The organism is Microbacterium sp. SL75, assembly GCF_026625865.1.
GTDB lineage: Bacteria > Actinomycetota > Actinomycetes > Actinomycetales > Microbacteriaceae > Microbacterium.
In genome coordinates this window covers 2,250,437-2,272,884 of sequence record NZ_CP113067.1, presented here as the reverse complement: position 1 = coordinate 2,272,884, position 22,448 = coordinate 2,250,437, and the positions used below count along the sequence as shown (strand labels likewise).

Below are 22,448 nucleotides of genomic sequence, written 5' to 3'. Positions count from 1 at the left end.
CGGAAAGTCTTTAGCCTGCGATCCGCTGGCGGAGGTCAGCGAGACGTGCGGACACGCTCGCGTCGATGACGTCGTCCGCGACCTGCACGCGCAGACCGCCGACCACCGTCGGGTCGATCACGGTGTTCAGCGTGACCGCTGAACCGTAACGTGCGCTGAGAGCGTTCTGCAGACGAGTCTGCTGTTCGGCGCTGAGGGGGGCTGCGGCGTACACGGTGGCGACGATCCGCGCGCGCTGGTCGGCGACGATGCGCTCGGCCCGGCGAAGCAGGGCGCGTACGCGGCGGCCGCGGGCGTGCTGCACCAGCGACGACACGATGAGTGCGGTGCCGGTGCTCGCGCGGCCGTCGAGAAGGGTCGAGACGAGCGACCCCTTCGCCGAGGCGCCGCCGAGGCGCCCACCGAGAGCGAGCTCGAGCTCGCCGTTGCTCGCGACGGTGCGCGAGAAGGCGAACAGCTCCGACTCGATGTCCGCCGACTCGGCGACCGAGGTCGCCTGGATCGCCAGCTCTTCGAGACCCTCGACGAACTGCCCGGCGTTCGACCAGCGCTGCTGGGCAGCGCTGGAGAGCAGGGCGACCGTGGCGGGACGGTAGGTGGAGCCGAAGACGGCCGAGACCAGCCCCGCGCGAGCGGGGGCCGGCACCGACGAGTCGGACAGCGCGCCGCTCAACTGCGACGATCCGCTCACGGCACCGACGGCCGCGAACAGCTCGCGCGCGACGTCGAGATCGACGCCCGACGTGGAGGCCAGGGCCTCCGTCGTCGCGGTCCGCGCCTGAGTGGTCGCGCTGCCCATTACTTGGCCGCCTTCTCGGACGCCTCGAGCTCGGCGAGGAAGCGGTCGACCACGGCGTTCGCACGCGCGTCGTCGGACAGGGTCTCACCGATCACGTTGCCGGCGAGGTCGACCGCGAGGGTACCGACCTCGGAGCGCAGCTGCACGAGGGTCGCCTGACGCTCCGCCTCGATCTGCGCGTGAGCGGACGCGGTGATGCGAGCGGCATCGGCTGCCGCGGTCTCGCGCGCCTCGGCGACGATCTTGCGACCGTCCTGGGTGGCGGACTCGCGGATCTCACCGGCTTCGCGGCGCGCCTCGGCGAGCTGAGCCGTGTACTGCTCGAGGGCGGCCTCGGCCTGACGCTGGGCCTCGTCGGCCTTCGCGATGTTGCCCTCGATGGCAGCACTGCGCTCGTCGAGCAGCTTCGCCATGCGCGGCAGAGCGACGCGCCACACCACGAAGATGATGACGACGAAGCACACCGCCGACCAGATGATGTCGTAGACCGCAGGAAGCAGCGGGTTGTGCGCTTCCCCCGCGGGCTCCGCGGCGAGAGTGACAAGAGCGTTCAGCATCCTGTCTCCTTACAGTGAATCGAGAGCGGCCGGGATCAAGTGAAGATGAAGCCGGTCGCGATACCGATGAAGGCGAGCGCCTCGGTGAAGGCGATACCGATGAACATCAGGACCTGCAGGCGGCCCGCGAGCTCGGGCTGACGGGCGACGCCCTCGATCGTCTTGCCGACGACGATGCCCACGCCGATGGCGGGGCCGATGGCGGCGAGACCGTAGCCGATCGTGGCGACGTTACCGGTGACCTGGGCGAGAACCGTAGTTGCGTCCACGGGTTTTTTCCTTTCGTTGGGTGGCTCGGCGTGCGCCGGGCCGCTCAGTGCTCTTCTGCGACCGCGAGCTGGATGTAGACCGCGGTGAGGATCGCGAAGACGTACGCCTGGAGGAAGGCGACGAAGATTTCGAACAGGGTGAAGGCGAAGCCGAAGGCCAGCGAACCGGCGCCGAGAGCCGTCCACCATCCGCTGAGCCCCACGACGAAGAACTGCGTCGCCGAGAAGAACAAGACCAGCATGAGGTGACCGACGACCATGTTCATCAGCAGACGCAGCGTCAGGGTGACGGGCCGGATGATGAAGGTGGAGAGGAACTCGAGCGGGACGATGATGATGTACAGCGGCCACGGGACGCCCGAGGGCAGCAGCGCGTTCTTGAAGAAGCCGGCGGGGCTCTTCTTGATGCCTGCGTAGATGAAGGTGACGTAGGCCACGATCGCGAGCAGCATCGGAACGGCGATGACGCTGGTTCCCGCGATGTTCAGGAACGGGATGACACCCGTGATGTTCATGAACAGCACCATGAAGAAGATGGTGGTGAGGATCGGCAGGAAGCGCTTGCCGTCCTTGCGTCCGAGGATGTCCTCGGCGATGTTGACGCGGACGAAGTCCAAACCCATCTCGGCGACGCTCTGGAAGCGGCCGGGGACGATCTTCATGCGGCGAGTGCCGAGCACGAGGAAGAGAACGAGGGCCAGCGTCGCCAGCATCTGCGTGAGGTTGATACGCGTGATCGCGAAGATCGTGCCCTCGAACAGCACCGCATCCGGGAAGAACTCCGAGATGGACGGCGGGTGGAACTCGGCACCCGCGGACGCGAAGTTCGTGATCAGGGTCGCAGCTTGAGTAGTCAGCGCTGGCTCCAGCTTCGGGGCATCGGTGTGAACCGTTGCGACGATGGTCGGTGATTGTTACCCGAAGTGCGAGCCTGGAGAAGAGTTCCAATCGCGGGTGGGTACTACGGCAACCCTATCAAACTCCCGGCGGATCCATGAGTCCGAGTGCCGTGATCGTCTCGCCGACGGACTAATAGGCCTCGGCGTGCCGCCTCATGAGATACGGGGGTCTCAGGATCGGCGATCGCCCGCGTCGGGGTCGGTGGGCAGGGTCACATCGCTCACGCTCGGGATACGCATGCGCAGCAACACGACCACGTCGACGACGAGCGAGGCGATGACGCTGACGACGAGCGCCACGTAGAACACGACCGGGTCGACCCACCCCTGTCCGCGCAGCACCACGATCGCCACAATGAACAGGATGAGCTTCAGCAGCCACCCGCCCAGGACGATTCCGAAGAAGATCGGCACGTAGAGGGGATCTCCGAACCAGCGGTTCGCCACGAGGATGCTGATGGCCGTCACCGCGAGGAAGATCGCGCTGACCGCGACGCCCGACAGGGCGCTGCCGAGGCCTCCCCCGCCCCCGACGAGGAAGCCCACGACAGCCCCGAGCACGAGCAGCACCGCCGTCACGATGCCACCCCATACCAGGGCGGTGCGCAGCACCGGGGTACTGGAGAGAGGGCGACGAGGGGCGGGCGAAACACTGCTCATGAGGAGGACTCCGGTCGGGTGGGTCGGGGTCGGCGGGACAACCGCAGACGGTGCTGGGAGGGCAGGAGCGTGAGGACGGCGCAAGCGGCGACACCGGTCACGCCGAAGGCGATGCCGATCGCGTAGTCGCCGGGCCAGCCCTGCTGGGTGCCGATGTACATCAGCAGGAACGCGAGGCTCACCACGGCGGTCCAGCTGTAGAAGATGAGGACCGCGTCGCGGTCGGTGTGCCCCATGTCGAGCATGCGGTGGTGAAGGTGCTTGCGGTCCGGCGAGAAGGGCGATCTGCCCGCCCACTGCCGCCGCGCGACCGCGAGCCCGAAGTCGAGCAGGGGCAGCAGCACGATGACCACGGGCAACAGGATCGGGATGAAGGCACCGAGCAGCTGCGAACGGCCGATCTTCTCGGGATCGAGCACCGCGGGGTCGAGCTGACCGGTGATCGCGACGGCGGAGCTCGCCATGAGCAGCCCCAGCATGAGCGCGCCCGCGTCGCCCATGAAGAGCTTCGCCGGGGTCCAGTTCATCGGGAGGAAGCCCAGGCACGCCCCCACGAGCACCGCCGCGATGAAGGACGCGAGGTTGAAGTAGGTGCTCGCTCCGGTATCGCGCACGAGGAGGTACGAGTACGCGAAGAAGACGCCGTTGGCGATCAGGCAGACGCCCGCCACGAGACCGTTCAGCCCGTCGATGAAGTTCACGGCGTTCATGACGACGACCATCGCGAACACGGTCAGCAGGAAGCTTACCCAGCTCGATCCCACCGTGAGTGCGCCGATCGGCAACGACAGGATCTGCAGCTGACCGAACCAGGCGATGATGCCGGCCGCCACGAACTGCGCCCCGAGCTTGATCATCCAGTCGAGATCCCACAGGTCGTCTGCGACGCCGACGAGCACGATGAGCAGCACCGCCCCAAGCAGAGAGAGCACCGGGACGGGGTCGATCCAGAAGATCGCGAAGTAGGGGTTCCTGCTCGAGAGCGCGAAGGCGGCGACCACGCCGAGGAACATCGCGACACCACCGAGGCGCGGGGTGGGCGTCTTGTGCACATCGCGGTCGCGGATGCCGGGGTACAGCTTGAACCGCAGAGCAAGCTTCCACACCACCCACGACAGCGCGAGCGTGACCGCCGCCGTGAACAGGATGGTGAGGAGGTATTGGGTCACGGACCCGGCGCCTCGGCATCCGGGGTCGTTGCGGAGGGTGTCGCGAGGGGGTCCACGACCTCGTCGACGGGGTCCGGCTCGAGGAGGTCGCCCACCACCGCGCGCAGACGGTCGCGCGAGATCGCGCCCTCGCGCAGCACGCGGATCTGCGGTTCCGCTCCCCCGACGAGTGTCGTGGCATCGATGATCGTCGAGGCGACGCCCGTCTCGCTGACGCCGGCGTCGAGGTAGGCCGCCACACTGTCGCCGAGCATGTCACGAGCGGAGTCGATGTCGACCGCCGCTGCTCGACCCGTGAGGTTCGCGCTCGACACCGCGAGCGGTCCGGTCTCTTCGAGCAGTTCGAGCGTCATCTTCTGCGCGGGCATGCGCACCGCGACCGTGCCGTGCGTGTCACCGAGGTCCCACGAGAGCGAGGGCTGGGCGGGAAGCACGATCGTCAGCCCTCCCGGCCAGAACTCGCGAACGAGATCGTCGACGGCGGGAGGGATCTCGGCGACGAGGGCCCGCAGCGTCCCGACTCCGGGGACGAGGACGGGCGGCGGCTGCTGGCGTCCGCGGCCCTTCGCCTCGAGCAGGCCCGCGACGGCACGCGCGTTGAAGGCGTCCGCGGCGATTCCGTAGACGGTGTCGGTGGGGAGCACGACGAGCTCGCCGCGGCCGATCGCTTGACGCGCGTGGCGCATTCCGGACAGCAGCTGCGATTCGTCACGGCAGTCGTAGACGGGTGACATAACGCGCGTCAGTCTAGTCGCGCGCCGCCCTCCGCGTGGTCACGGACGGGTGGCGGTGGTGGCGCGATCCCTGCTCGTCAGATCGCGGTGGGTCGCGGCCGAACGCCAGCCGTCGGCGACGAGGATGTCGCGGATGGCCTCGCCCTGCCACTCGCCGTGCTCGATGACGATCATCGCCCCGGGGTGACCGAGCCGGAGTCCGACGCGGCTGAGATGGCGCACGGCATCCAGTCCGTCCGGTCCCCCGTACAGCGCCGCCGGCGGGTCGTAGAGACGCACCTCGGGATCACGCGGGATCGCGTCGTCTGGAACGTAAGGAGGGTTGGATGCCACGACCGACACGGTCCCGTCGAGCTCGCGGAACGCGTCGGCGAGGTCGACGAAGGCGAGTGTGACGTTGTCGGCACCGACGCGGGCCACGTTCTGCTTCGTCCAGACGAACGCATCAACCGAGTTCTCGGCGGCGAAGACACGGGCGTGGGGCACCTCGGTGGCCATCGCGAGCGCGATCGCGCCGCTGCCGGTTCCGAGATCGACCGCGATCGGCGCCTCGGATGCCGCAGAGCGCAGCGCGTCGATCGCGAGCTGGGCCACCATCTCCGTCTCGGGGCGCGGGACGAACACGCCCGGTCCCACCGCCAGCTCCAGGGAACGGAACGGCGCGAGACCGGTGAGGTGCTGCAGGGGCTCACGGGCCGCACGGCGGTCGAGCAGAGGGGCGAGGGCGCGCGCGGCGGGCTCCGGCATCCGGTCTCCGCGGATGGCGGCGGCCTGCACCCCGCCGCGGGAGGAGTCGAGCACATGGGCGACGAGGAGTTCGGCGTCGACCTGCGGATCGGGTACTCCCGCCGCGTGCAGTCGCTGCGCGGCGGAGCGCAGGACATCGGCGACCGAAAGGGCCGTGGGGACGGGGAGCGGGACGGTCTTTGGCATGACGGGAGCCCAGCCTAGTCGCGCGGCGTCACACGGGCCGGCGGTGTCGGAAGGCTCGCCTAAAATGATCGCGTCCCGACCGACGGCGAAAGGCGAGCCATGCCCGGCATCCACTCCGACATCACCTCTGCATTCGGCGACACGCCGCTCGTGCGGCTGAACCGCGTCGCCGAAGGCGCGGGCGGCCAGATCCTCGCCAAGCTCGAGTTCTACAACCCCGCCTCGAGCGTCAAGGACCGCCTCGGCATCGCCATCATCGACGCGGCCGAAGCCTCGGGCGAGCTCAAGCCCGGCGGCACGATCGTCGAGTCGACGAGCGGCAACACCGGCATCGCCCTCGCCATGGTGGGCGCCGCACGCGGGTACAAGGTCATCCTCACGATGCCGGCCTCGATGTCGAAGGAACGCCGCATCCTGCTCAAGGCCTTCGGCGCCGAGCTCGTACTCACCGATCCCACCAAGGGCATGTCGCACGCCGTGGACGAGGCCAAGCGCATCGTCGCCGAGACGCCGGGCGCCGTCTGGGCCCGCCAGTTCGAGAACGAGGCGAACCCCGCGATCCACCGCAAGACAACGGCCGAAGAGATCCTGCGCGACACCGAGGGCAAGGTCGACTACTTCGTCGCCGGAATCGGCACCGGCGGCACCATCACCGGCGTCGGCCAGGTGCTCAAGGAACGCGTGCCCGGGGTCAAGGTCGTCGCCGTCGAGCCCGCCGACTCCCCCGTACTCACCAAGGGCCACCCCGGTCCCCACAAGATCCAGGGCATCGGCCCCAACTTCGTGCCCGCGATCCTCGACCGCGACATCATCGACGAGGTGATCGACGTCGAGTTCGACGACGCGATCCGCCTGGCCCGTGAGACGGCTGCGAAAGACGGCATCCTGGTCGGCATGTCGTCGGGTGCGGCGATCTGGGCGGCCCTCGAGGTCGCGCGGCGCCCCGAGGCGGCGGGCAAGAACATCGTCGTCATCATCCCCTCCTACGGCGAGCGGTACCTCTCGACGGCGCTCTACGAGCACCTGCGCGAAGACTGACGTGGGGGTCCTCTCCCGCATCCGCGAAGACATCTCCTCGGCCAAGCTCCGCGATCCCGCGGCGCGCGGCGGCCTCGAGATCGCGCTGCTGTACCCGGGGCTTCACGCCGTGTGGGCGTACCGCATCGCGAACCGGCTCTGGCGACGGGGTCTGCGCTTCCCGGCGCGGGCCCTGTCGCAGGTGACCCGGTGGCTCACCGGGGTCGAGATCCACCCCGGCGCCACGATCGGTCGACGCTTCTTCATCGATCACGGCATGGGTGTCGTGGTCGGCGAGACGGCCGAGGTCGGCGACGACGTGATGCTGTACCACGGCGTGACGCTCGGCGGCCGGCAGCGCGAGGGGGGCAAGAGGCACCCGACCCTGCACGACGGTGTCGCGGTCGGCGCCGGGGCGAAGATCCTCGGGCCGATCACGATCGGCGCCCGCAGCGCCGTCGGCGCCAACGCCGTCGTGACCGCGGATGCCCCGGCCGACAGCGTGCTCGTCGGCGTCCCCGCCAAAGCGCGTCAACGCCGTGCCGGCGAGGACACCCGCGCGGTGCTGACGACGCCCGAGTACTGGATCTGAACACCCCCGTGCGGGTCCGCCATCGCCGCGGTCCCGCACGGGGGTGGGTCGATCAGACCCCTGATGCTCGACGGGCGCTGCGTCGTCTCGCAGGACGGCCGACGCAGCATGTCGGGTCCGGGGACGTTCTCGATCGTGGATGCCACCCGCGCGTTCACGCTGGACTACCTCGACCCGTGGCGGACGGTGTCGTTCCGCGTACCGGCTCATGACATCCCCGACGTCTTGCGGGCGGATGCCACGGCACGGGCGTTCTCCGCCGCGACCGGGCTCGGAGCGGTCGTCGCCGACACCCTGCGCTCCTCGTGGGAGCAGGCGTCGAGAATGACCGACAGCGAAGCGGATGCCGTGGGGGTCGCCGTCTCGTCTCTGAGCCGCGCACTCTCGCATTCCGCGTCGACCGGATCCGTCAGCGATGAACACGGCGGGGACGAGGAACTGCGTCGCAGCATCGCGCGCCATCTGGAGAGGCACATCCGGTTCGTGGACACTTCACCGTCAGCGATCGCGCGGCACTTCGCCGTCTCGGTGCGCAAACTCCATCAGCTGTACGAGGATGCTCCCCTCACCTTCGGTCAGACCGTCATGCGCGTGCGGGTGCGGGGGTGTGCCGACGACCTGCGCGCGATGCGCGGGCGGATGACGATGACGCAGCTCGCCGCCAAGTGGGGGTTCAGCGACCTGTCTCACCTGCATCGGGCTTTTCGTCACCACCTCGGGCAGACGCCCCGCGAGATTCTGGAGCAGCTCGACGAGGACAGCGCGGCGTGGGAGCGCGCCGGATAGCCGTCCGCGGTGGACAGGCGCCGGGCCGGCGACGAGGCGGCCCGTGCGGCCTGGCGAGGCAGGTCCACGGGGACGCTGCGTGAACGTGGGTCGCATCGGTGCGTGGCGTCGGCGAGAGACGCGCTGCTCGATGCCGTCGTAGGCTCGGAACATGACCCGCCTGCACGACCTGTCGCTCGTCGCGCAGGTCGGAGGCCTCGCCGACGGCACGCTCGACCCGCGCGAGCTCACGGCCCATTACCTCGACCGCATCGCCCGGTTGGCCGACCTGGGCGCTTTCGCCGAGGTGACACCCGATGCCGCGCTGCGCCGCGCTGCCACCCTCGACCCCGCCACCGGTCCCCTGTGGGGTGTGCCGCTCGCCGACAAGGACCTCGTCGCCCGCGCCGGCGTCCCCACCCGCTACGGCTCGCGAGCCCGCGTGCACCTCGTGCCCACGGCATCCGATCCCCTTGCCGAAGCGCTGGATGCCGCGGGGGCGATCAACGTGGGAAAGACGAGCACGTCGGAGTTCGGACTCACCGGGTTCACCGAGCCGCTGATCCACGCGCCGGCGCGGGATCCGTGGCGCCTCACGGCCGGGGCGGGCGGATCCAGCGGTGGGGCCGCCGTCGCCGTCGCGGCGGGGCTCTTGCCGGCGGCCGTCGGCTCGGATGGCGGTGGGTCGATCCGCATCCCCTCGGCGACCGTGGGTGTCGTCGGACTCAAACCGTCGCGGGGGCGGCTACCGATCGGATCCGGCTTCGACTCCCCGGACGGCCTGTCGGTGACCGGACCGATCGCCCGCTCGGCAGAGGACGCCGGGCTGCTGCTCGACGCGCTCGTCGGCCTCGCGCCGTTCACGTACGCCACGGCGGCGCCCGGCACGGGACCGTTCGTCGAGGCCGCCCGGCGGCGACCGGGAGCGTTGCGCGTGGGGATCACGACCGTGTCACCGTGGGACGACGACGAGGACATCGTGCTCGACGCCGACGCCCGCACCGCCTTCGACACGGCCGCCGCCTGGCTCAGCGACGCCGGACATGCCGTGGCGGATGCCGACTGGCATCCCTTCGGCTACGCGTCGCTGTTCCACGTGCTGTGGAGAGCGAGCGCAGCGCGGATCCCGTTGAGCGACGACGACATGATGCTCGTCGAGCCGTTGACGGCGTGGCTCGTCCGCGAGGGACGCCGACTGTCCGCGCTGGACCTGCTCGGCGGTCTGGCCTCGGCGCGCGCGTTCGAACGCCGCACGATCGCCGACTTCGCCGCTTTCGACGCGGTGCTCACTCCCGCGCTGGCGCAGCGGCCGCAACCCGTGGGGGCTTACGCCGGACATGGCCCCGAGCGGTCGTTCGCGATGCAGGTGGAGTACGCGCCGTATTCGAGCTTCGTCAACGTCGCGGGGCTACCCGCGCTGACGGTGCCGCTGACCAGGGACGCCACCGGCCACCCCGTGTCCATCCAGCTCGTCGGGCGTCCGGGCGGCGAGGCGACGCTGCTGTCGCTCGCCGCGCAGCTCGAGCGGCGCCGTGGCCCTCTCCCCCACCCGCCCGCCTGGGACGACTGACCCCCATCAATGCACAGCGCAGGAGATCCGCCCGCGCCGCGCTCTGCGGACGGGTCACGGCCGTGGATCCTGTGTCGCGGTCCCGGATTGGCGCCCGTCAGGGCAACAGGCCCGCCGCCGCGAAGGCGCGGGCGTAGATCTCGCGGATCACGCCCTGTTTGCGGGCGTTGTACTCACTCATCAAGCCGTCGGCCGCGACCTCGCGCTTGACCGCGGCATACCGCTGTCGATCGGCCTCGTCTGCGCGCAACCAGTCGCGGAAGATGCGGTGCCGCGCCGCCTCGGGACTGTCGGGCGGCCACACGTGCAGGTTGGCGGCCGGCTCCGCCGAGACCAGGCAGCGGTGCCCCAGCCACCACGGCTCGCGCACGCGCAGCACGAATCCGAGCGCCTCGAGGGCAGGGACGAAGGCGTCCTCGTCGTCGGGGTCGGCGACCGTCAGGTCGATGTCGATGATCGGCTTGGCGGCCAGCCCCGGCACCGACGTCGAGCCGATGTGTTCGATCTCGAGGACGCGGTCACCCAGCGCACCGACGATGCGGGAGCGGAGCACCTCGAAGATCTCGGGCCACGCGGCATCCGGATCCACGATCTCGATCTGCCGGACCTGCTCGGCGGGACCGACCCACGGCGAGAGCCCGGGCGGGGGCGGGGTGTCGTCGAACGACACGATCTGAGCGGCGGTGGGCACCACCCGAGCTTAGGAGTCGGCGAGGGCCGCGAGCCGCGCTTCTTCGTCGGCCGTGATGGCCGACTCGATGATCGGGCCGAGGGCGCCGTCCATCACCTGGTCGAGGTTGTACGCCTTGTACCCGGTGCGGTGATCGGCGATGCGGTTCTCGGGGAAGTTGTAGGTGCGGATGCGCTCGGAGCGATCCATGCCGCGGATCTGCGACTTGCGCGCATCGGCGGCGACGGCGTCGCGCTCCTCCTGCTGCTTGGCGAGAAGGCGGGCGCGCAGCACGCGCATGCCGGCCTCGCGGTTCTGCAGCTGCGACTTCTCGTTCTGCATCGACACGACGATCCCGGTGGGAACGTGGGTGATGCGCACGGCGGAGTCTGTCGTGTTGACGGACTGACCACCGGGGCCCGACGAGCGGAAGACGTCGATCTTCAGGTCGTTGGGGTCGATCGCGACCTCTTCGGGCTCGTCGACCTCGGGGAAGACGAGCACGCCCGTGGTGGAGGTGTGGATGCGCCCCTGCGACTCGGTGGCCGGCACGCGCTGCACGCGGTGCACGCCGCCCTCGTACTTCAGGTGCGCCCACACTCCCTGGGCCGGGTCGCTCGAGGACCCCTTGATCGCGACCTGCACGTCCTTGTAGCCGCCGAGGTCGGACTCCGTGCGCTCGAGGAGCTCGGTCTTCCAACCCATGGATGCCGCGTACTGCAGGTACATGCGCAGCAGGTCGGCCGCGAAGAGGGCGCTCTCGGCTCCCCCCTCGCCGCCCTTGATCTCCATGATGACGTCGCGGGCGTCGTCGGGGTCGCGCGGGATGAGCAGACGTCGCAGACGCTCCTGCGTCTCGGCGACCCGCTCCTCGAGACCCGGCACCTCGTCGGCGAACGCCTCGTCCTCGCGGGCGAGCTCGCGGGCGGCCTCGAGATCATCGGATGCCGAGACCCACGCCTCGTGCGCCGTCACGATCCGCGACAACTCGGCATAACGCCGGTTGACGCGCTTGGCGCGCGCGGCGTCCGCGTGCACGGCCGGGTCGGAGAGCTCTTCCTGGACGGCCTTGTGCTCCTCGAGCAGTCCGCGGACCGACTCGAACATCGCGGGCTCCGACATCGCGTCTCCCGCCCCGATCAGCGGATGCTGTTGTCGTCACCGCCGCGCGCGGGCGCCGGGATCGACTTCTGCATCTGCACGAGGAACTCGACGTTCGACTGGGTCTCCTTGAGCTTTCCGAGCACGACCTCGAGGGCCTGCTGGGGCTCGAGGCCGGCCAGCGCGCGACGGAGCTTCCAGGTGATCTTGACCTCGTCGTTCGACAGCAGCATCTCTTCACGGCGGGTGCTCGACGCGTTGACGTCGACGGCCGGGAAGATGCGCTTGTCGGCGAGCTGGCGGTTCAGGCGCAGCTCGCTGTTGCCAGTGCCCTTGAACTCTTCGAAGATGACGTCGTCCATCTTGGAGCCGGTCTCCACCAGGGCCGTGGCGAGGATGGTGAGCGATCCACCGTTCTCGATGTTGCGCGCGGCGCCGAAGAAACGCTTGGGCGGGTACAGCGCCGAGGCGTCGACGCCACCGCTCAGGACGCGTCCCGAGGTGGGAGCGGCGAGGTTGTAGGCGCGACCGAGGCGGGTGATCGAGTCGAGCAGCACGACGACGTCGCGGCCGAGTTCCACGAGACGCTTCGCGCGCTCGATGGCGAGCTCGGCGACGGTGGTGTGGTCTTCGGCCGGGCGGTCGAACGTCGAAGCGATGACCTCGCCGCGCACCGTACGCTGCATGTCGGTGACCTCTTCGGGGCGCTCGTCGACGAGCACGACCATGAGGTGGACCTCGGGGTTGTTCGTGGCGATCGCGTTGGCGATCTGCTGCAGAACGATGGTCTTACCGGCCTTGGGCGGGGCGACGATCAGGCCGCGCTGGCCCTTGCCGACCGGGGCGACCAGGTCGATGATGCGCTGCGTGAGCTTCTCGGGGCCGGTCTCCAGGCGCAGGCGCTCCTGGGGGTAGAGCGGCGTGAGGTTGTTGAACTCGACGCGAGCGGCGGCGTCGTCAACCGACAGACCGTTGATCGAGTCGACCTGCACGAGTGCGTTGTACTTCTGGCGCCCCTGCTGCTCGCCCTCGCGGGGCTGCTTGATCGCACCGACGACGGCGTCGCCCTTGCGCAGGTTGTACTTCTTCACCTGGCCGAGCGAGACGTAGACGTCGCTCGGGCCGGGCAGGTACCCCGTGGTGCGGACGAAGGCGTAGTTGTCGAGCACGTCGAGGACACCGGCGATGGGGACGAGGACGTCGTCCTCACCGATCTCGGTCTCGAACTCGTCGCCCGCGACGCTCTGGCCACGGCGCTTGTTGCGCTGACGGTTGCGGCTGTTCGCCGAGCCGCCCTGCTGCTGCTGGGCCTGCTGGCCGTTCTGCGCGTTCTCGCGCTGAGCGTTGTCGCGCTGAACGTTCTCGCGCGGGGTCTTCTCGGGCGCCTCGGCCTCGTCGGCGGAGGGCTGTGCCGGCGTCTCGCCCTTGTCGGCGTCGGCCTTGTTGCGGTTGCGGTTGCGCGAGCGGCTGCGGCCGCGGCCGCGGGCCGGCGTCTCGTCGCCCTGCTCGGCGCTCTCGGGCGCCGACGCGTCGGTCGATGCGCCCTCGGCCGACGCCGTGTCGGTCGCCGAAGCAGCGGCGTCGTCGGTCGAACCGGTCTCAGCGGACGCGGTCTCGGTGGCGCTCGCCTCATCGGCGGCGGTCGTCTCGGCGACGGCGGGGGTCTCGGCGACGGCGGGGGTCTCGGCGACGGCCTCGGCGTCAGCGGCGACGTCGGCCGCCGTGGTGACGGGCGTGGCGGCGTCGGCGGACTCGTCCGCGGCCGGCGCTTCGGCCGCAGCGGCGTCCGCGGCAGCCTTCTCTTCGGCGGCGGCGGCCTCAGCGGCGGCCGTCTCCTCGGCGGTGGCGCTCTTCGCACGGCGCGGAGCGCGCTTCCGCGGAGCGCGAGCGGGCTTCTCGACGGGGGCGGCCTCCTCGACGGGGGCCTCCGCGACGGGGGCCTCTTCGGCCGCGGGCGCGGCGTCGGCGGCAGGCGCCTCGGCGAGCGCGTCGTCGGTGAACAGCGCCTCGGGCTGCGCGTCGGCAGCGGCGGCGTCCGCCTCGGCGGGCTCGTCGACAGCGGGGGCGCCAGCGCCCTCCGCAGCGGCCTCGGTGGCCTGTTCGGTGTCGGTGCCCTGATCGGCAGCGGTGGGCTGCTCGTCGGTCTCGACGCCCTCGGGCGCGTCGACGGGCTGGGTCTCGGAGATGGACTCCACGAGTGCTCCTCAGAAAATGAAACGTGATCAGATCGCGCTTCGCCATGCAGAACGCAGACGAAGGACACCAGCGGTTCGGGAGACTGCAGCCGATACCGGGTTCGCGATGTGTTGCGGATTTCGCAGGTGGTGCAGAGGCTCAGATTCGCGAAGTTACGCGGAACCCTCTGCGTTTTTCACTGTACCACCCTTGACGTCGACGGCGAGCATGAGGGCCTGCCACGGGGTGTCGACGACGGATGCCATAAGATCTGCGGCTGCAAGTCGCTGCCCCGGGCCGTCGGCGAGCACGAGCACGCTGGGCCCGGCGCCCGAAACGACGGCGGCGTAGCCCTCGGCGCGGAGCGCCCGCACGAGACGGTCGGTCTCGGGCATGGCCTGCGCGCGATAGTTCTGGTGCAGCTTGTCTTCGGTCGCTGCCATCAGCAGTTCGGGGCTCTGCGTCATCGCCGCGATCAGAAGGGCCGAGCGCGAGACGTTGAACACCGCGTCCTCGCGCGGCACCTGCAGCGGCTGCAGGCTCCGCGCCACGGCGGTCGACATCGTGAAGCTCGGCACGAAGACGAGCGGCGACACGCCACGGTGCACGATGAGCTGCTTGTGCTGGGGGCCCTCGGCATCCATCCACGCGATCGTGAGTCCGCCGAAGAGACCCGGTGCCACGTTGTCGGGGTGCCCCTCCATCTCGGTGGCGAGGCGCAGCAGGTCGACGTCGCTGAAGGCGACCTCTCCCTCGAGCAGACCCTTCGCGGCCAGGATGCCCGCGACCACGGCGGCCCCGGACGATCCCATGCCGCGCCCGTGCGGAATGACGTTGTGCGCCGTCAGCCGCAGTCCCGGAAGGGAACGACCGACCGAGGCGTACGTGTGCGCCATCGCGCGCACCACGAGGTGCGAGGCGTCGCGGGGGACGTCAATCGCGCCCTCCCCCTCCACCTCGATCTCGAGGCGGTCCGCATCGAGCTGCTCGACGACGAGCTCGTCGTACACGCTCAGGGCGAGGCCGAGGGTGTCGAAGCCGGGCCCGAGGTTCGCGCTGGTGGCGGGAACGCGAACGGCGACCCGACGACCGGGGCCTGGGCTCACGCGGTCACCGGCTGCAGGTCGAGCACGGAGGCGACCTCCGAGGTGGCGGCGTCAACGACCGTGGGCGAGACGTCCGTGCCGTCGGCGCGGCGCAGGGCCCACTGGGGGTCCTTCAGGCCGTGACCGGTGACGGTGAGGACGACCTTGGCGCCGGCCGGGATGACCCCGGCCTCGGCACGTTCGAGCAGACCCGCGACGCTGATCGCGGAGGCCGGCTCGACGAAGATGCCCACCTCGCCGGCGAGGATCTTCTGCGCCTCGAGGATGCCGGCGTCGTCGATCGCGCCGAAGTAGCCGTCGGTGGCGTCGCGTGCCTCGAGGGCAAGCTCCCAGGACGCGGGGTTTCCGATGCGAATCGCGCTGGCGATGGTCTCGGGCTGCCTGACGACCTCGCCGCGCACGAGAGGTGCGGAGCCGGCGGCCTGGAAGCCGAACATGCGCGGCACGCGGGTGGCGACGCCGCGGGCGGCCTCTTCGCGATAGCCGCGCGAGTACGCGGTGTAGTTGCCGGCGTTGCCGACCGGGATGAAGTGGAAGTCGGGAGCGTCGCCGAGGACCTCGACGACCTCGTAGGCCGCCGTCTTCTGCCCCTCGATGCGGTCGGGGTTGACCGAGTTGACCAGGTGCACCGGGTAGTGGTCGGCGAGCTCGCGCGCGATCTCGAGGCAGTCGTCGAAGTTGCCCCGGATCTGGATGAGCCGGCCGTTGTGGGCGACGGCCTGGCTGAGCTTGCCCATGGCGATCTTGCCCTCGGGCACGAGCACCGCGGCGGTGATGCCGGCGTGCGCGGCGTACGCCGCCGCCGAAGCCGAGGTGTTGCCGGTCGAGGCGCAGATGACGGCCTTGGCGCCGTGCTCGACCGCACGCGAGAGCGCCACCGTCATGCCGCGGTCTTTGAACGACCCGGTGGGGTTCATTCCCTCGTACTTGACCCAGACGTCGGCGCCCGTACGACGTGACAGCGCGGGTGCCGGCAGCAGCGGCGTACCGCCCTCGCCGAGGGTGACGACGGTGGAGGCGTCGGTGACACCCAGACGATCGGCGTATTCGCGGAGGACTCCGCCCCAGAGGTGTGCCATGTCAGTTCCCTTCCACACGCAGCACGGAGACCACGCGCTCGACGACGCCGCTCGCGGCGAGACGCTCGACGGTCTCGCTCAAATCCTGCTCGCGGGCCTTGTGTGTTCCGATGACCAGGCGGGCGGATCCCGCTCCGGTCGCTGAGCCTGTCGAAGCGCCCGAGTCTGCGGCATCCGGAGACGAGTCGATGACCGTCTGCTCGACGGTTGCGATCGACACGCGCCCCTCGCTGAGGATCCCGGCGACCGTCGCGAGGACGCCCGGCTGATCGTCGACCTCGAGCGTGATCTGGTAGCGCGTGATGACGTGCCCGATCGGCACGGCCGGGAGGTTCGCGCGGGTCGACTCGCCCACGCCCACACCGCCGGCGATATGACGGCGGGCGGCCGACACGACGTCGCCGAGCACGGCCGAAGCGGTCTGCACGCCACCGGCGCCGGCACCGTAGAACATGAGATCGCCCGCGGCCTCGGCCTGCACGAAGACGGCGTTGTTCGCACCGTGCACGCTCGCGAGGGGATGAGTGCGCTCGACCAGGGCCGGGTACACGCGCACCGAGATCGACTCGGTGCCGTCGACACCGGCGGCCAGGCGCTCGCACACCGCGAGAAGCTTGATGACGTACCCGGCGTGACGCGCCGACTCGATCATCGCGGCGTCGACCGAGGTGATGCCCTCGCGGTGGACGGCGTCGAGGGGCACGGTCGTGTGGAACGCGAGGCTCGCGAGGATCGCCGCCTTCTGCGCGGCGTCGTAGCCCTCGACGTCGGCGGTGGGGTCGGCCTCGGCGTACCCGAGGGCCTGTGCCTGGGCGAGGACGTCGGCGAAGTCGGCGCCCTCGGTGTCCATGCGGTCGAGGATGTAGTTCGTCGTGCCGTTGACGATGCCCATGATGCGCACGACGCGGTCGCCGGCGAGCGAGTCGCGCAGCGGCCGGATGATCGGGATGGCACCGGCTGCGGCGGCCTCGTAGTACACCTCGGCGCCGACCTGGTCGGCGGCCTCGAAGACCTCGGAGCCGTGCGTGGCCAGCAGCGCCTTGTTCGCGGTGACGACGTCGGCGCCCGAGGCGATCGCGTGCAGCACCTGGGTGCGGGCGGGCTCGATCCCGCCCATCAGCTCGATGACGATGTCGGAGCCCACGATGAGGGTCTCGGCGTCGGTGGTGTAGAGCTCCTGCGGGAGGTCGACGTCGCGCTTCGCGTCGAGGTTGCGCACGGCGATGCCGGCGAGTTCGAGCTTGGCGCCCGCGCGATCGGCGAGCTCGTCGCCGTGCTTGAGCAGCAGGTCGGCGACCTGCGAGCCGACGGCGCCGGCGCCGAGAAGCGCCACGCGGAGCGTGCGGTAGTCGGTCATTCGGTGTCTCCGTGGGGTGATGCGGTCGTGCCGCGTGAGAAGGATGAATCGGATGCCGGGATGGCGGCGTCGCGCGAGAGCAGGTCGTCGATGCTCTCGCCGCGCACGATCACGCGAGCCTGACCGTCACGGACCGCGACGACCGGCGGGCGCGGCGTGTAGTTGTAATTGCTCGCGAGAGAGAAGCAGTAGGCGCCGGTGGCGGGCACCGCGAGCAGATCGCCCGGGGTCACATCGGCCGGAAGGTACTCGGCATCCACCACGATGTCCCCGGACTCGCAGTGGCGGCCGACGACGCGCGAGAGCGCCGGGGTCGCGGAACTCGTGCGCGAGACGAGGCGCGCCGAGAAATCGGCGCCGTACAGCGCGGGGCGGGCGTTGTCGCTCATACCGCCGTCGACGCTGACGTAGGTGCGGTCGAGGTCCTCCCCCGCGGTCACGGTCTTGACCGTGCCCACCTCGTAGAGCGTGATGCCGGCCTGACCGACGATGACGCGACCCGGTTCGGTGGCGACATCGGGCATCGGGATGCCGCGCACCGCGCACTCGTCGGCGATGGCATCGACGATGCCGTCGGCGATCTCTTCGATGGGCTTCGGGTCGTCGACCGAGGTGTAGGAGATGCCGAAGCCGCCGCCGACGTTGAGAAGGGGGATCTCTCCCCCGGCCAGCAGATCGGCGTGCAGGTCGACCAGACGCGCGGCCGACTCCCGGAAACCGGAGGAGTCGAAGATCTGCGAACCGATGTGCGCGTGCAGCCCCACGAACCGCAGACTCGACAGCTCGCGGATGCGGGCGACGGCCTCGGCCGCCCCCTCGAGCGAGAAGCCGAACTTCTGGTCTTCGTGGGCCGTGGCCAGGAACGCGTGGGTCTCGGCGTGCACGCCCGTGCGCACGCGCACGAGCACCGACTGCACGGCGCCGCGCCGCGCGGCGATCGCGGCGAGACGCTCGATCTCGATCGGGCTGTCGACCACGACCGAACCGATGCCGACCTCGACGGCGCGCTCGAGCTCGCTCACGCTCTTGTTGTTGCCGTGAAAGCCCAGGCGCGCGGGCTCGGCGCCCCCGGCGAGGGCGACCTCGAGCTCCCCGCGGGTGCAGACATCGACCGAGAGGCCCTCGGCGACGACCCAGCGCACGACCTCGGCAGAGAGGAAGGCCTTGCCGGCGTAGTAGACACGAGCCCGGATGCCGTGGCGTGCGGCCGCGGAATCGAAGGCGGAGCGAGCACGACGAGCGTGAGCACGCACCTCGTGCTCGTCGAGAACGTAGAGCGGCGTTCCGAAGCGGTCGCGGAGGTCGAAGACCGAGACCCCGCCGACCTCGACGGAGCCGTCGGCGACGCGGTGCGCCGAGGCGGGCCAGACGGAGGAGACGAGCTCGTTCGCTTCGGCCGGGGCGGTGAGCCAGGCGGGCACGAGCGCGGAAAGCGAGGCGGACACAGGGGGACCAATCGGGTTTTGCGGCGACGCGACGGCCGCGGATCACGGCTCCCACCCGCGCGGAGAGTCACGCGGCGGGCAGTCCTTGCAGTCTAGGGCACGACGTATGCCGCCCTTTTCCCACGACCGCCCCTGCTGTCTCGATTCCGAGGGGGCGCGGGCGTCGCGGCACGCGACCGGGAGGAACGCACGCGCGGACGTCCGGGGCGATGCTCCGTGTCGAGCCGGGCGGTCAGCCGCAGGCGCCGTCGCTCTGCAGGGCGGGATCGTTCAGGATGCCGCCGGCCACGTCGAACGTCGCCACGAGATCCTGCCCCTGGACGGTGGCCGAGGTCAGGGTGAGCCCCCGCGGGAGGCGGTCGGCGATGCAGAGGCTCGTCGTCTTGAGCAAGGAATCGGCCACGCCGCCGAACTGGCCGCGGAGAGTGTCGGCATCGATCGCGTTGCCGCCCACCTGGAACGACGACGGGGTCAACGTCAGATCGCCTTCGGCGGCACCGGGGGTGACCCCGACGCCGACCGGGATCGCGATGCCGAAGAGCGAGAGCGAGGTCTCGAGATTCACGTCGGGGGCGGCCATGGTGACGGTACTCGCCGGGAGGTCCGGAACCTCGGCGAGCAGAGTCTTGAGGTGATCCTGGTCGAGTCGCACCGAGGCCACCCCGCCGTCCGCCGCGGCATCGCCCGAGACGGGGACCCCGCGCAGGTCGACGCGGACGTCGCCGGTGATGGGACCGAGGGTCACGTCGTTCGACGACACGGCGACCTCGTCGAGGCGTCCGCCCAGCAGCTGCGGCAGGACCAGACCCGACACCGACACGTCGACATTCTGATCGTCGGGCAGGCCGACGTTCTTCACGACGAGCGAGCGCACGGTGCTGGTCACGACCGAGCGGGCGATGAACTCCGCTGCCACGACCGCCCCGGCGAGCAGGACGACGACAACCACGAGGACGGCGACCCAGCGAACGGTGCGGCGGCGGGGGGCCGTGGCATCCGTCATGCTCTACATCCGCTCCGGAGCGCTGACGCCGAGCAGGTCGAGGCCGTTTCGCAGCACCTGGCCGGTGGCGTCGTTCAGCCACAGGCGCGTGCGGTGCACGGACTCGACGGGGGCTTCGCCGAGCGGGATGACGCGGCAGTTGTCGTACCAGCGGTGGTACAGCCCCGCGAGCTCCTCGAGGTAACGCGCGACGCGGTGCGGCTCGCGCACCTCGGCGGCGTACGCGACGATGCGCGGGTACTCCTGCAGTGCGCCCAGGAGCGCCGACTCGGTCTCGTGGTCGAGCAGCTCGGGGGCGAACTCTGAGCGGTCGACGCCGGAGTCCGCGGCGTTGCGCGCGACATTGTGCGTGCGCGCGTGGGCGTACTGCACGTAGAAGACCGGGTTGTCGTTCGTGCGCTTCTGCAGGATCTCGGGGTCGAGCGTCAGCGGCGAGTCGGCCGGGTAACGCGCGAGCGAGTAGCGCAGGGCGTCGGTTCCGAGCCACGCCTGCAGGTCGTCGAGCTCGACGATGTTGCCCGCCCGCTTGGACAGGCGTGCCCCGTTGATCGAGACGAGCTGCCCGATGAGCAACTCGATGTCCTTCTCGGGGTCGTCGCCCGCGGCTCCGGCGAGCGCCTTGAGGCGGTGCACGTAGCCGTGGTGGTCGGCGCCGAGCAGGTAGATCTTGTGAGCGAACCCGCGGTCGCCCTTGTTGAGGTAGTAGGCGGCGTCGGCGGCGAAGTAGGTGTACTCGCCGTTCGAGCGACGGATGACGCGGTTCTTGTCGTCGCCGAAGTCGGTCGTGCGCACCCACACGGCGTCGTCCTCGTCGAAAACGTGGCCCTGCTCGCGCAGGCGGTCGACAGCCTCGTCGACGAGGCTCGGCTGGCCCTCGATGCGGGCGTGCAGGTCGCGCTCCGAGAACCAGACGTCGAAGTGCACGTTGAAGCGCGCGAGCGAGGCCTGGATCTCGCCGAGCTGGAAGCCGTATGCGAGCTCGGTGGCGACCGAGACTTGCTCGGCGCGGTCGAGCTCGAGGATGTCGGTGCGGGCGGCCTGCACGCGCTCGGCGAGAGCGGCGATGTAGGCGCCGCCGTAGCCGTCTTCGGGTGTCGGCTCGCCGGCGATGGCGGCGACCACCGAGCGGCCGAATCGCTCCATCTGGGCACCGGCGTCGTTGATGTAGAACTCGCGCACCAGGGTTGCCCCGCTCGCGAGGAGCACGCGGGCGATTGCGTCGCCCAGGGCTGCCCAGCGGGTGTGGCCGATGTGCAAGGGACCGGTCGGATTGGCGCTGACGAACTCGAGATTGATCGTGTTGCCGCTCTGGCTGTCGTTCGAGCCGAACGCGGCGCCCTGCTCGACGATCGTGCGGGCCAGCGCACCGGCGGCCGCGGCGTCCAGCCGGATGTTGATGAATCCGGGGCCGGCGACCTCGACGCTCGCGATGCCGTCGACGGACTCGAGGCCGGCGGCGATCTCTGCCGCGAACTCACGGGGGTTGGCCACGATGACCTTCGAGAGCTTCAGGGCGGCGTTGGACGCCCAGTCACCGTGATCGCGGTTCTTGGGCCGTTCAAGCGGCAGGTCGGCGGCCGTGATCCCGGCCGAGGAACCCTCTCGTCGCGCCTCGGCGAGCGGGGCGATGACAGCGAGCAGGGCGGCGGAGAGGGCTGCGGGATCCATAACCCGACAAGTCTAGGGCGCGACGCCTGGGAGGCCGCGTCAGGCGATCCGCACCAGGGTCTCGTGGTCGTCGGGCTCCGCAGCGGGGGCGTCTTCGAGCACGGCATCCACGCGCATCCGCTCGAGCCCCACGTATCCGCCGTGGAAGCTGAGGAAGGCGCAGTCGGCCGCGTCGCGTCCCGTGGCGATCCGCACGAGCGAGCGACGATCGGCGAGGCGCGTGGCGTCGACGACGTACCAGTGCCCGTCGAGGTACGCCTCGGCGACGGCGTGGAAGTCCATCGGGTCGAGCCCGGGGGCGAAGCACGCCGCGTACCGGGCGGGCATGTCCATCGCGCGCAGGAGGGCGATCACGACGTGCGCGTAATCGCGGCACACGCCCTGACCGGTCGAGAGGGTCGTCACGGCACTGTCGGTGCCCATGCTGAGCCCGGGCGTGTACGTGACGGTGGATGCCACGAAGTCCGACACCGCGGCCAGGAGCTCGCGCCCCGACAGACCGCGGAACTGACGCCGCGCCTGGGCGAACACCTCGTCGGACTGGCAGTAGCGGCTTGGCCGCAGATAGCCGATGGTCTCGAGATCGCTCGTGCGGGGACTCTGGGCCGCACCCGAGACGAGCGCTTCGTAGCGCACCGAGAGGGGCCCCTGGTCGGCGGTGAGCCGATGGAGTCGACTGCCGGACGGTTCGACGAGCTCGGTCGGTGCGTAGAGACGGTCTCCCTGTGCGAATGTCAGATTCTCGCTCGCCAGGGGTGCTCCCTGCGCGGCGGTGATCTGGAAGATGAGGTCGACGGAGGCCCCGAGATCGAGGTCGAGTTCTGCGGTCACGCGGCGCGGCACCGGGCAATCCTCGCACGCGTTCCGACCCCCTCGGCGC

At 70.3% G+C, this 22,448-nt stretch carries 22 protein-coding genes; 4 read left to right on the top strand and 18 right to left on the bottom strand.

Annotated features, from left to right (window positions below):
* Nucleotides 1-10: 10 nt before the first annotated feature.
* From OVA17_RS10665 to prmC, 8 genes are all read right to left on the bottom strand, one after another.
* Complete coding sequence (locus OVA17_RS10665; protein WP_210071967.1) at nucleotides 11-799, bottom strand: F0F1 ATP synthase subunit delta; 789 nt, start codon at nucleotides 797-799, stop codon at nucleotides 11-13.
* Nucleotides 799-1,356: a F0F1 ATP synthase subunit B gene (locus OVA17_RS10660; protein WP_103210253.1), complete on the bottom strand. Its 558-nt coding sequence runs from the start codon at nucleotides 1,354-1,356 to the stop codon at nucleotides 799-801. Before OVA17_RS10660 ends, OVA17_RS10665 begins: the two co-directional genes overlap by 1 nt.
* A 35-nt stretch (nucleotides 1,357-1,391) precedes the next feature.
* Complete coding sequence (gene atpE / locus OVA17_RS10655) at nucleotides 1,392-1,625, bottom strand: F0F1 ATP synthase subunit C (RefSeq protein WP_043360904.1); 234 nt, start codon at nucleotides 1,623-1,625, stop codon at nucleotides 1,392-1,394.
* Nucleotides 1,626-1,669: 44 nt separating this feature from the next.
* Nucleotides 1,670-2,482 (bottom strand): F0F1 ATP synthase subunit A, encoded by an 813-nt coding sequence (gene atpB / locus OVA17_RS10650; RefSeq protein ID WP_103210251.1) that lies wholly within the window; start codon nucleotides 2,480-2,482, stop codon nucleotides 1,670-1,672.
* Between the two features lie 213 nt (nucleotides 2,483-2,695).
* Nucleotides 2,696-3,184 (bottom strand): hypothetical protein, encoded by a 489-nt coding sequence (locus OVA17_RS10645; RefSeq protein WP_267786536.1) that lies wholly within the window; start codon nucleotides 3,182-3,184, stop codon nucleotides 2,696-2,698.
* Nucleotides 3,181-4,353, bottom strand: coding sequence for an MraY family glycosyltransferase (locus OVA17_RS10640; protein ID WP_210071968.1), 1,173 nt, complete (start codon nucleotides 4,351-4,353; stop codon nucleotides 3,181-3,183). Before OVA17_RS10640 ends, OVA17_RS10645 begins: the two co-directional genes overlap by 4 nt.
* Entirely contained in the window at nucleotides 4,350-5,087 is a 738-nt protein-coding gene (locus OVA17_RS10635; protein WP_210071969.1) for an L-threonylcarbamoyladenylate synthase, read from the bottom strand. The genes OVA17_RS10640 and OVA17_RS10635 overlap by 4 nt, the downstream gene beginning before the upstream one ends.
* A 39-nt stretch (nucleotides 5,088-5,126) precedes the next feature.
* Nucleotides 5,127-6,020, bottom strand: coding sequence for a peptide chain release factor N(5)-glutamine methyltransferase (gene prmC, locus OVA17_RS10630; protein ID WP_267786535.1), 894 nt, complete (start codon nucleotides 6,018-6,020; stop codon nucleotides 5,127-5,129).
* Between the two features lie 99 nt (nucleotides 6,021-6,119).
* On the opposite strand from prmC, the gene cysK reads away from it, so the two are divergent.
* The 4 genes from cysK to OVA17_RS10610 all read left to right on the top strand — a co-directional run bounded on the left by cysK (nucleotide 6,120) and on the right by OVA17_RS10610 (nucleotide 9,964).
* Nucleotides 6,120-7,058, top strand: a complete 939-nt coding sequence (gene cysK, locus OVA17_RS10625) for a cysteine synthase A (RefSeq protein WP_267786533.1) — start codon at nucleotides 6,120-6,122, stop codon at nucleotides 7,056-7,058.
* 1 nt (nucleotide 7,059) lies between these two features.
* Nucleotides 7,060-7,629, top strand: coding sequence for a serine O-acetyltransferase EpsC (epsC, locus tag OVA17_RS10620; protein WP_267786531.1), 570 nt, complete (start codon nucleotides 7,060-7,062; stop codon nucleotides 7,627-7,629).
* 63 nt (nucleotides 7,630-7,692) lie between these two features.
* On the top strand, nucleotides 7,693-8,415 hold the full coding sequence (locus OVA17_RS10615) for a helix-turn-helix domain-containing protein (RefSeq protein ID WP_267786528.1): 723 nt from the start codon (nucleotides 7,693-7,695) through the stop codon (nucleotides 8,413-8,415).
* Nucleotides 8,416-8,566: 151 nt separating this feature from the next.
* A complete protein-coding gene (locus OVA17_RS10610) occupies nucleotides 8,567-9,964 on the top strand; it encodes an amidase (protein WP_267786527.1) in 1,398 nt (465 codons plus the stop codon).
* 97 nt (nucleotides 9,965-10,061) lie between these two features.
* Here the strand turns inward: OVA17_RS10610 and OVA17_RS10605 are convergent, their stop codons facing one another.
* The 10 genes from OVA17_RS10605 to OVA17_RS10560 all read right to left on the bottom strand — a co-directional run bounded on the left by OVA17_RS10605 (nucleotide 10,062) and on the right by OVA17_RS10560 (nucleotide 22,411).
* Entirely contained in the window at nucleotides 10,062-10,655 is a 594-nt protein-coding gene (locus OVA17_RS10605; RefSeq protein WP_267786526.1) for a GrpB family protein, read from the bottom strand.
* Between the two features lie 9 nt (nucleotides 10,656-10,664).
* The gene (gene prfA, locus OVA17_RS10600) at nucleotides 10,665-11,741 is read right to left on the bottom strand and encodes a peptide chain release factor 1 (RefSeq protein WP_267789382.1); all 1,077 of its coding nucleotides are present in this window, start codon (nucleotides 11,739-11,741) and stop codon (nucleotides 10,665-10,667) included.
* Nucleotides 11,742-11,773: 32 nt separating this feature from the next.
* Nucleotides 11,774-13,930, bottom strand: coding sequence for a transcription termination factor Rho (gene rho / locus OVA17_RS10595; RefSeq protein WP_267786525.1), 2,157 nt, complete (start codon nucleotides 13,928-13,930; stop codon nucleotides 11,774-11,776).
* 153 nt (nucleotides 13,931-14,083) lie between these two features.
* Nucleotides 14,084-15,016, bottom strand: a complete 933-nt coding sequence (gene thrB, locus OVA17_RS10590; protein WP_267786524.1) for a homoserine kinase — start codon at nucleotides 15,014-15,016, stop codon at nucleotides 14,084-14,086.
* Entirely contained in the window at nucleotides 15,013-16,095 is a 1,083-nt protein-coding gene (thrC, locus tag OVA17_RS10585; protein WP_267786523.1) for a threonine synthase, read from the bottom strand. Before thrC ends, thrB begins: the two co-directional genes overlap by 4 nt.
* A gap of 1 nt (nucleotide 16,096) precedes the next feature.
* Entirely contained in the window at nucleotides 16,097-17,452 is a 1,356-nt protein-coding gene (locus tag OVA17_RS10580; protein WP_210071980.1) for a homoserine dehydrogenase, read from the bottom strand.
* Nucleotides 17,449-18,897: a diaminopimelate decarboxylase gene (gene lysA, locus OVA17_RS10575; RefSeq protein WP_267786521.1), complete on the bottom strand. Its 1,449-nt coding sequence runs from the start codon at nucleotides 18,895-18,897 to the stop codon at nucleotides 17,449-17,451. Before lysA ends, OVA17_RS10580 begins: the two co-directional genes overlap by 4 nt.
* A 232-nt stretch (nucleotides 18,898-19,129) precedes the next feature.
* Nucleotides 19,130-19,900 carry a DUF2993 domain-containing protein gene (locus tag OVA17_RS10570; RefSeq protein WP_267786520.1) on the bottom strand — a complete coding sequence of 257 codons (771 nt, stop codon included), beginning with the start codon at nucleotides 19,898-19,900 and terminating at the stop codon, nucleotides 19,130-19,132.
* 3 nt (nucleotides 19,901-19,903) lie between these two features.
* Nucleotides 19,904-21,568 (bottom strand): arginine--tRNA ligase, encoded by a 1,665-nt coding sequence (argS, locus tag OVA17_RS10565; protein WP_267786519.1) that lies wholly within the window; start codon nucleotides 21,566-21,568, stop codon nucleotides 19,904-19,906.
* 39 nt (nucleotides 21,569-21,607) lie between these two features.
* Nucleotides 21,608-22,411, bottom strand: coding sequence for a transglutaminase-like domain-containing protein (locus tag OVA17_RS10560; RefSeq protein WP_267786518.1), 804 nt, complete (start codon nucleotides 22,409-22,411; stop codon nucleotides 21,608-21,610).
* Nucleotides 22,412-22,448: the final 37 nt, after the last annotated feature.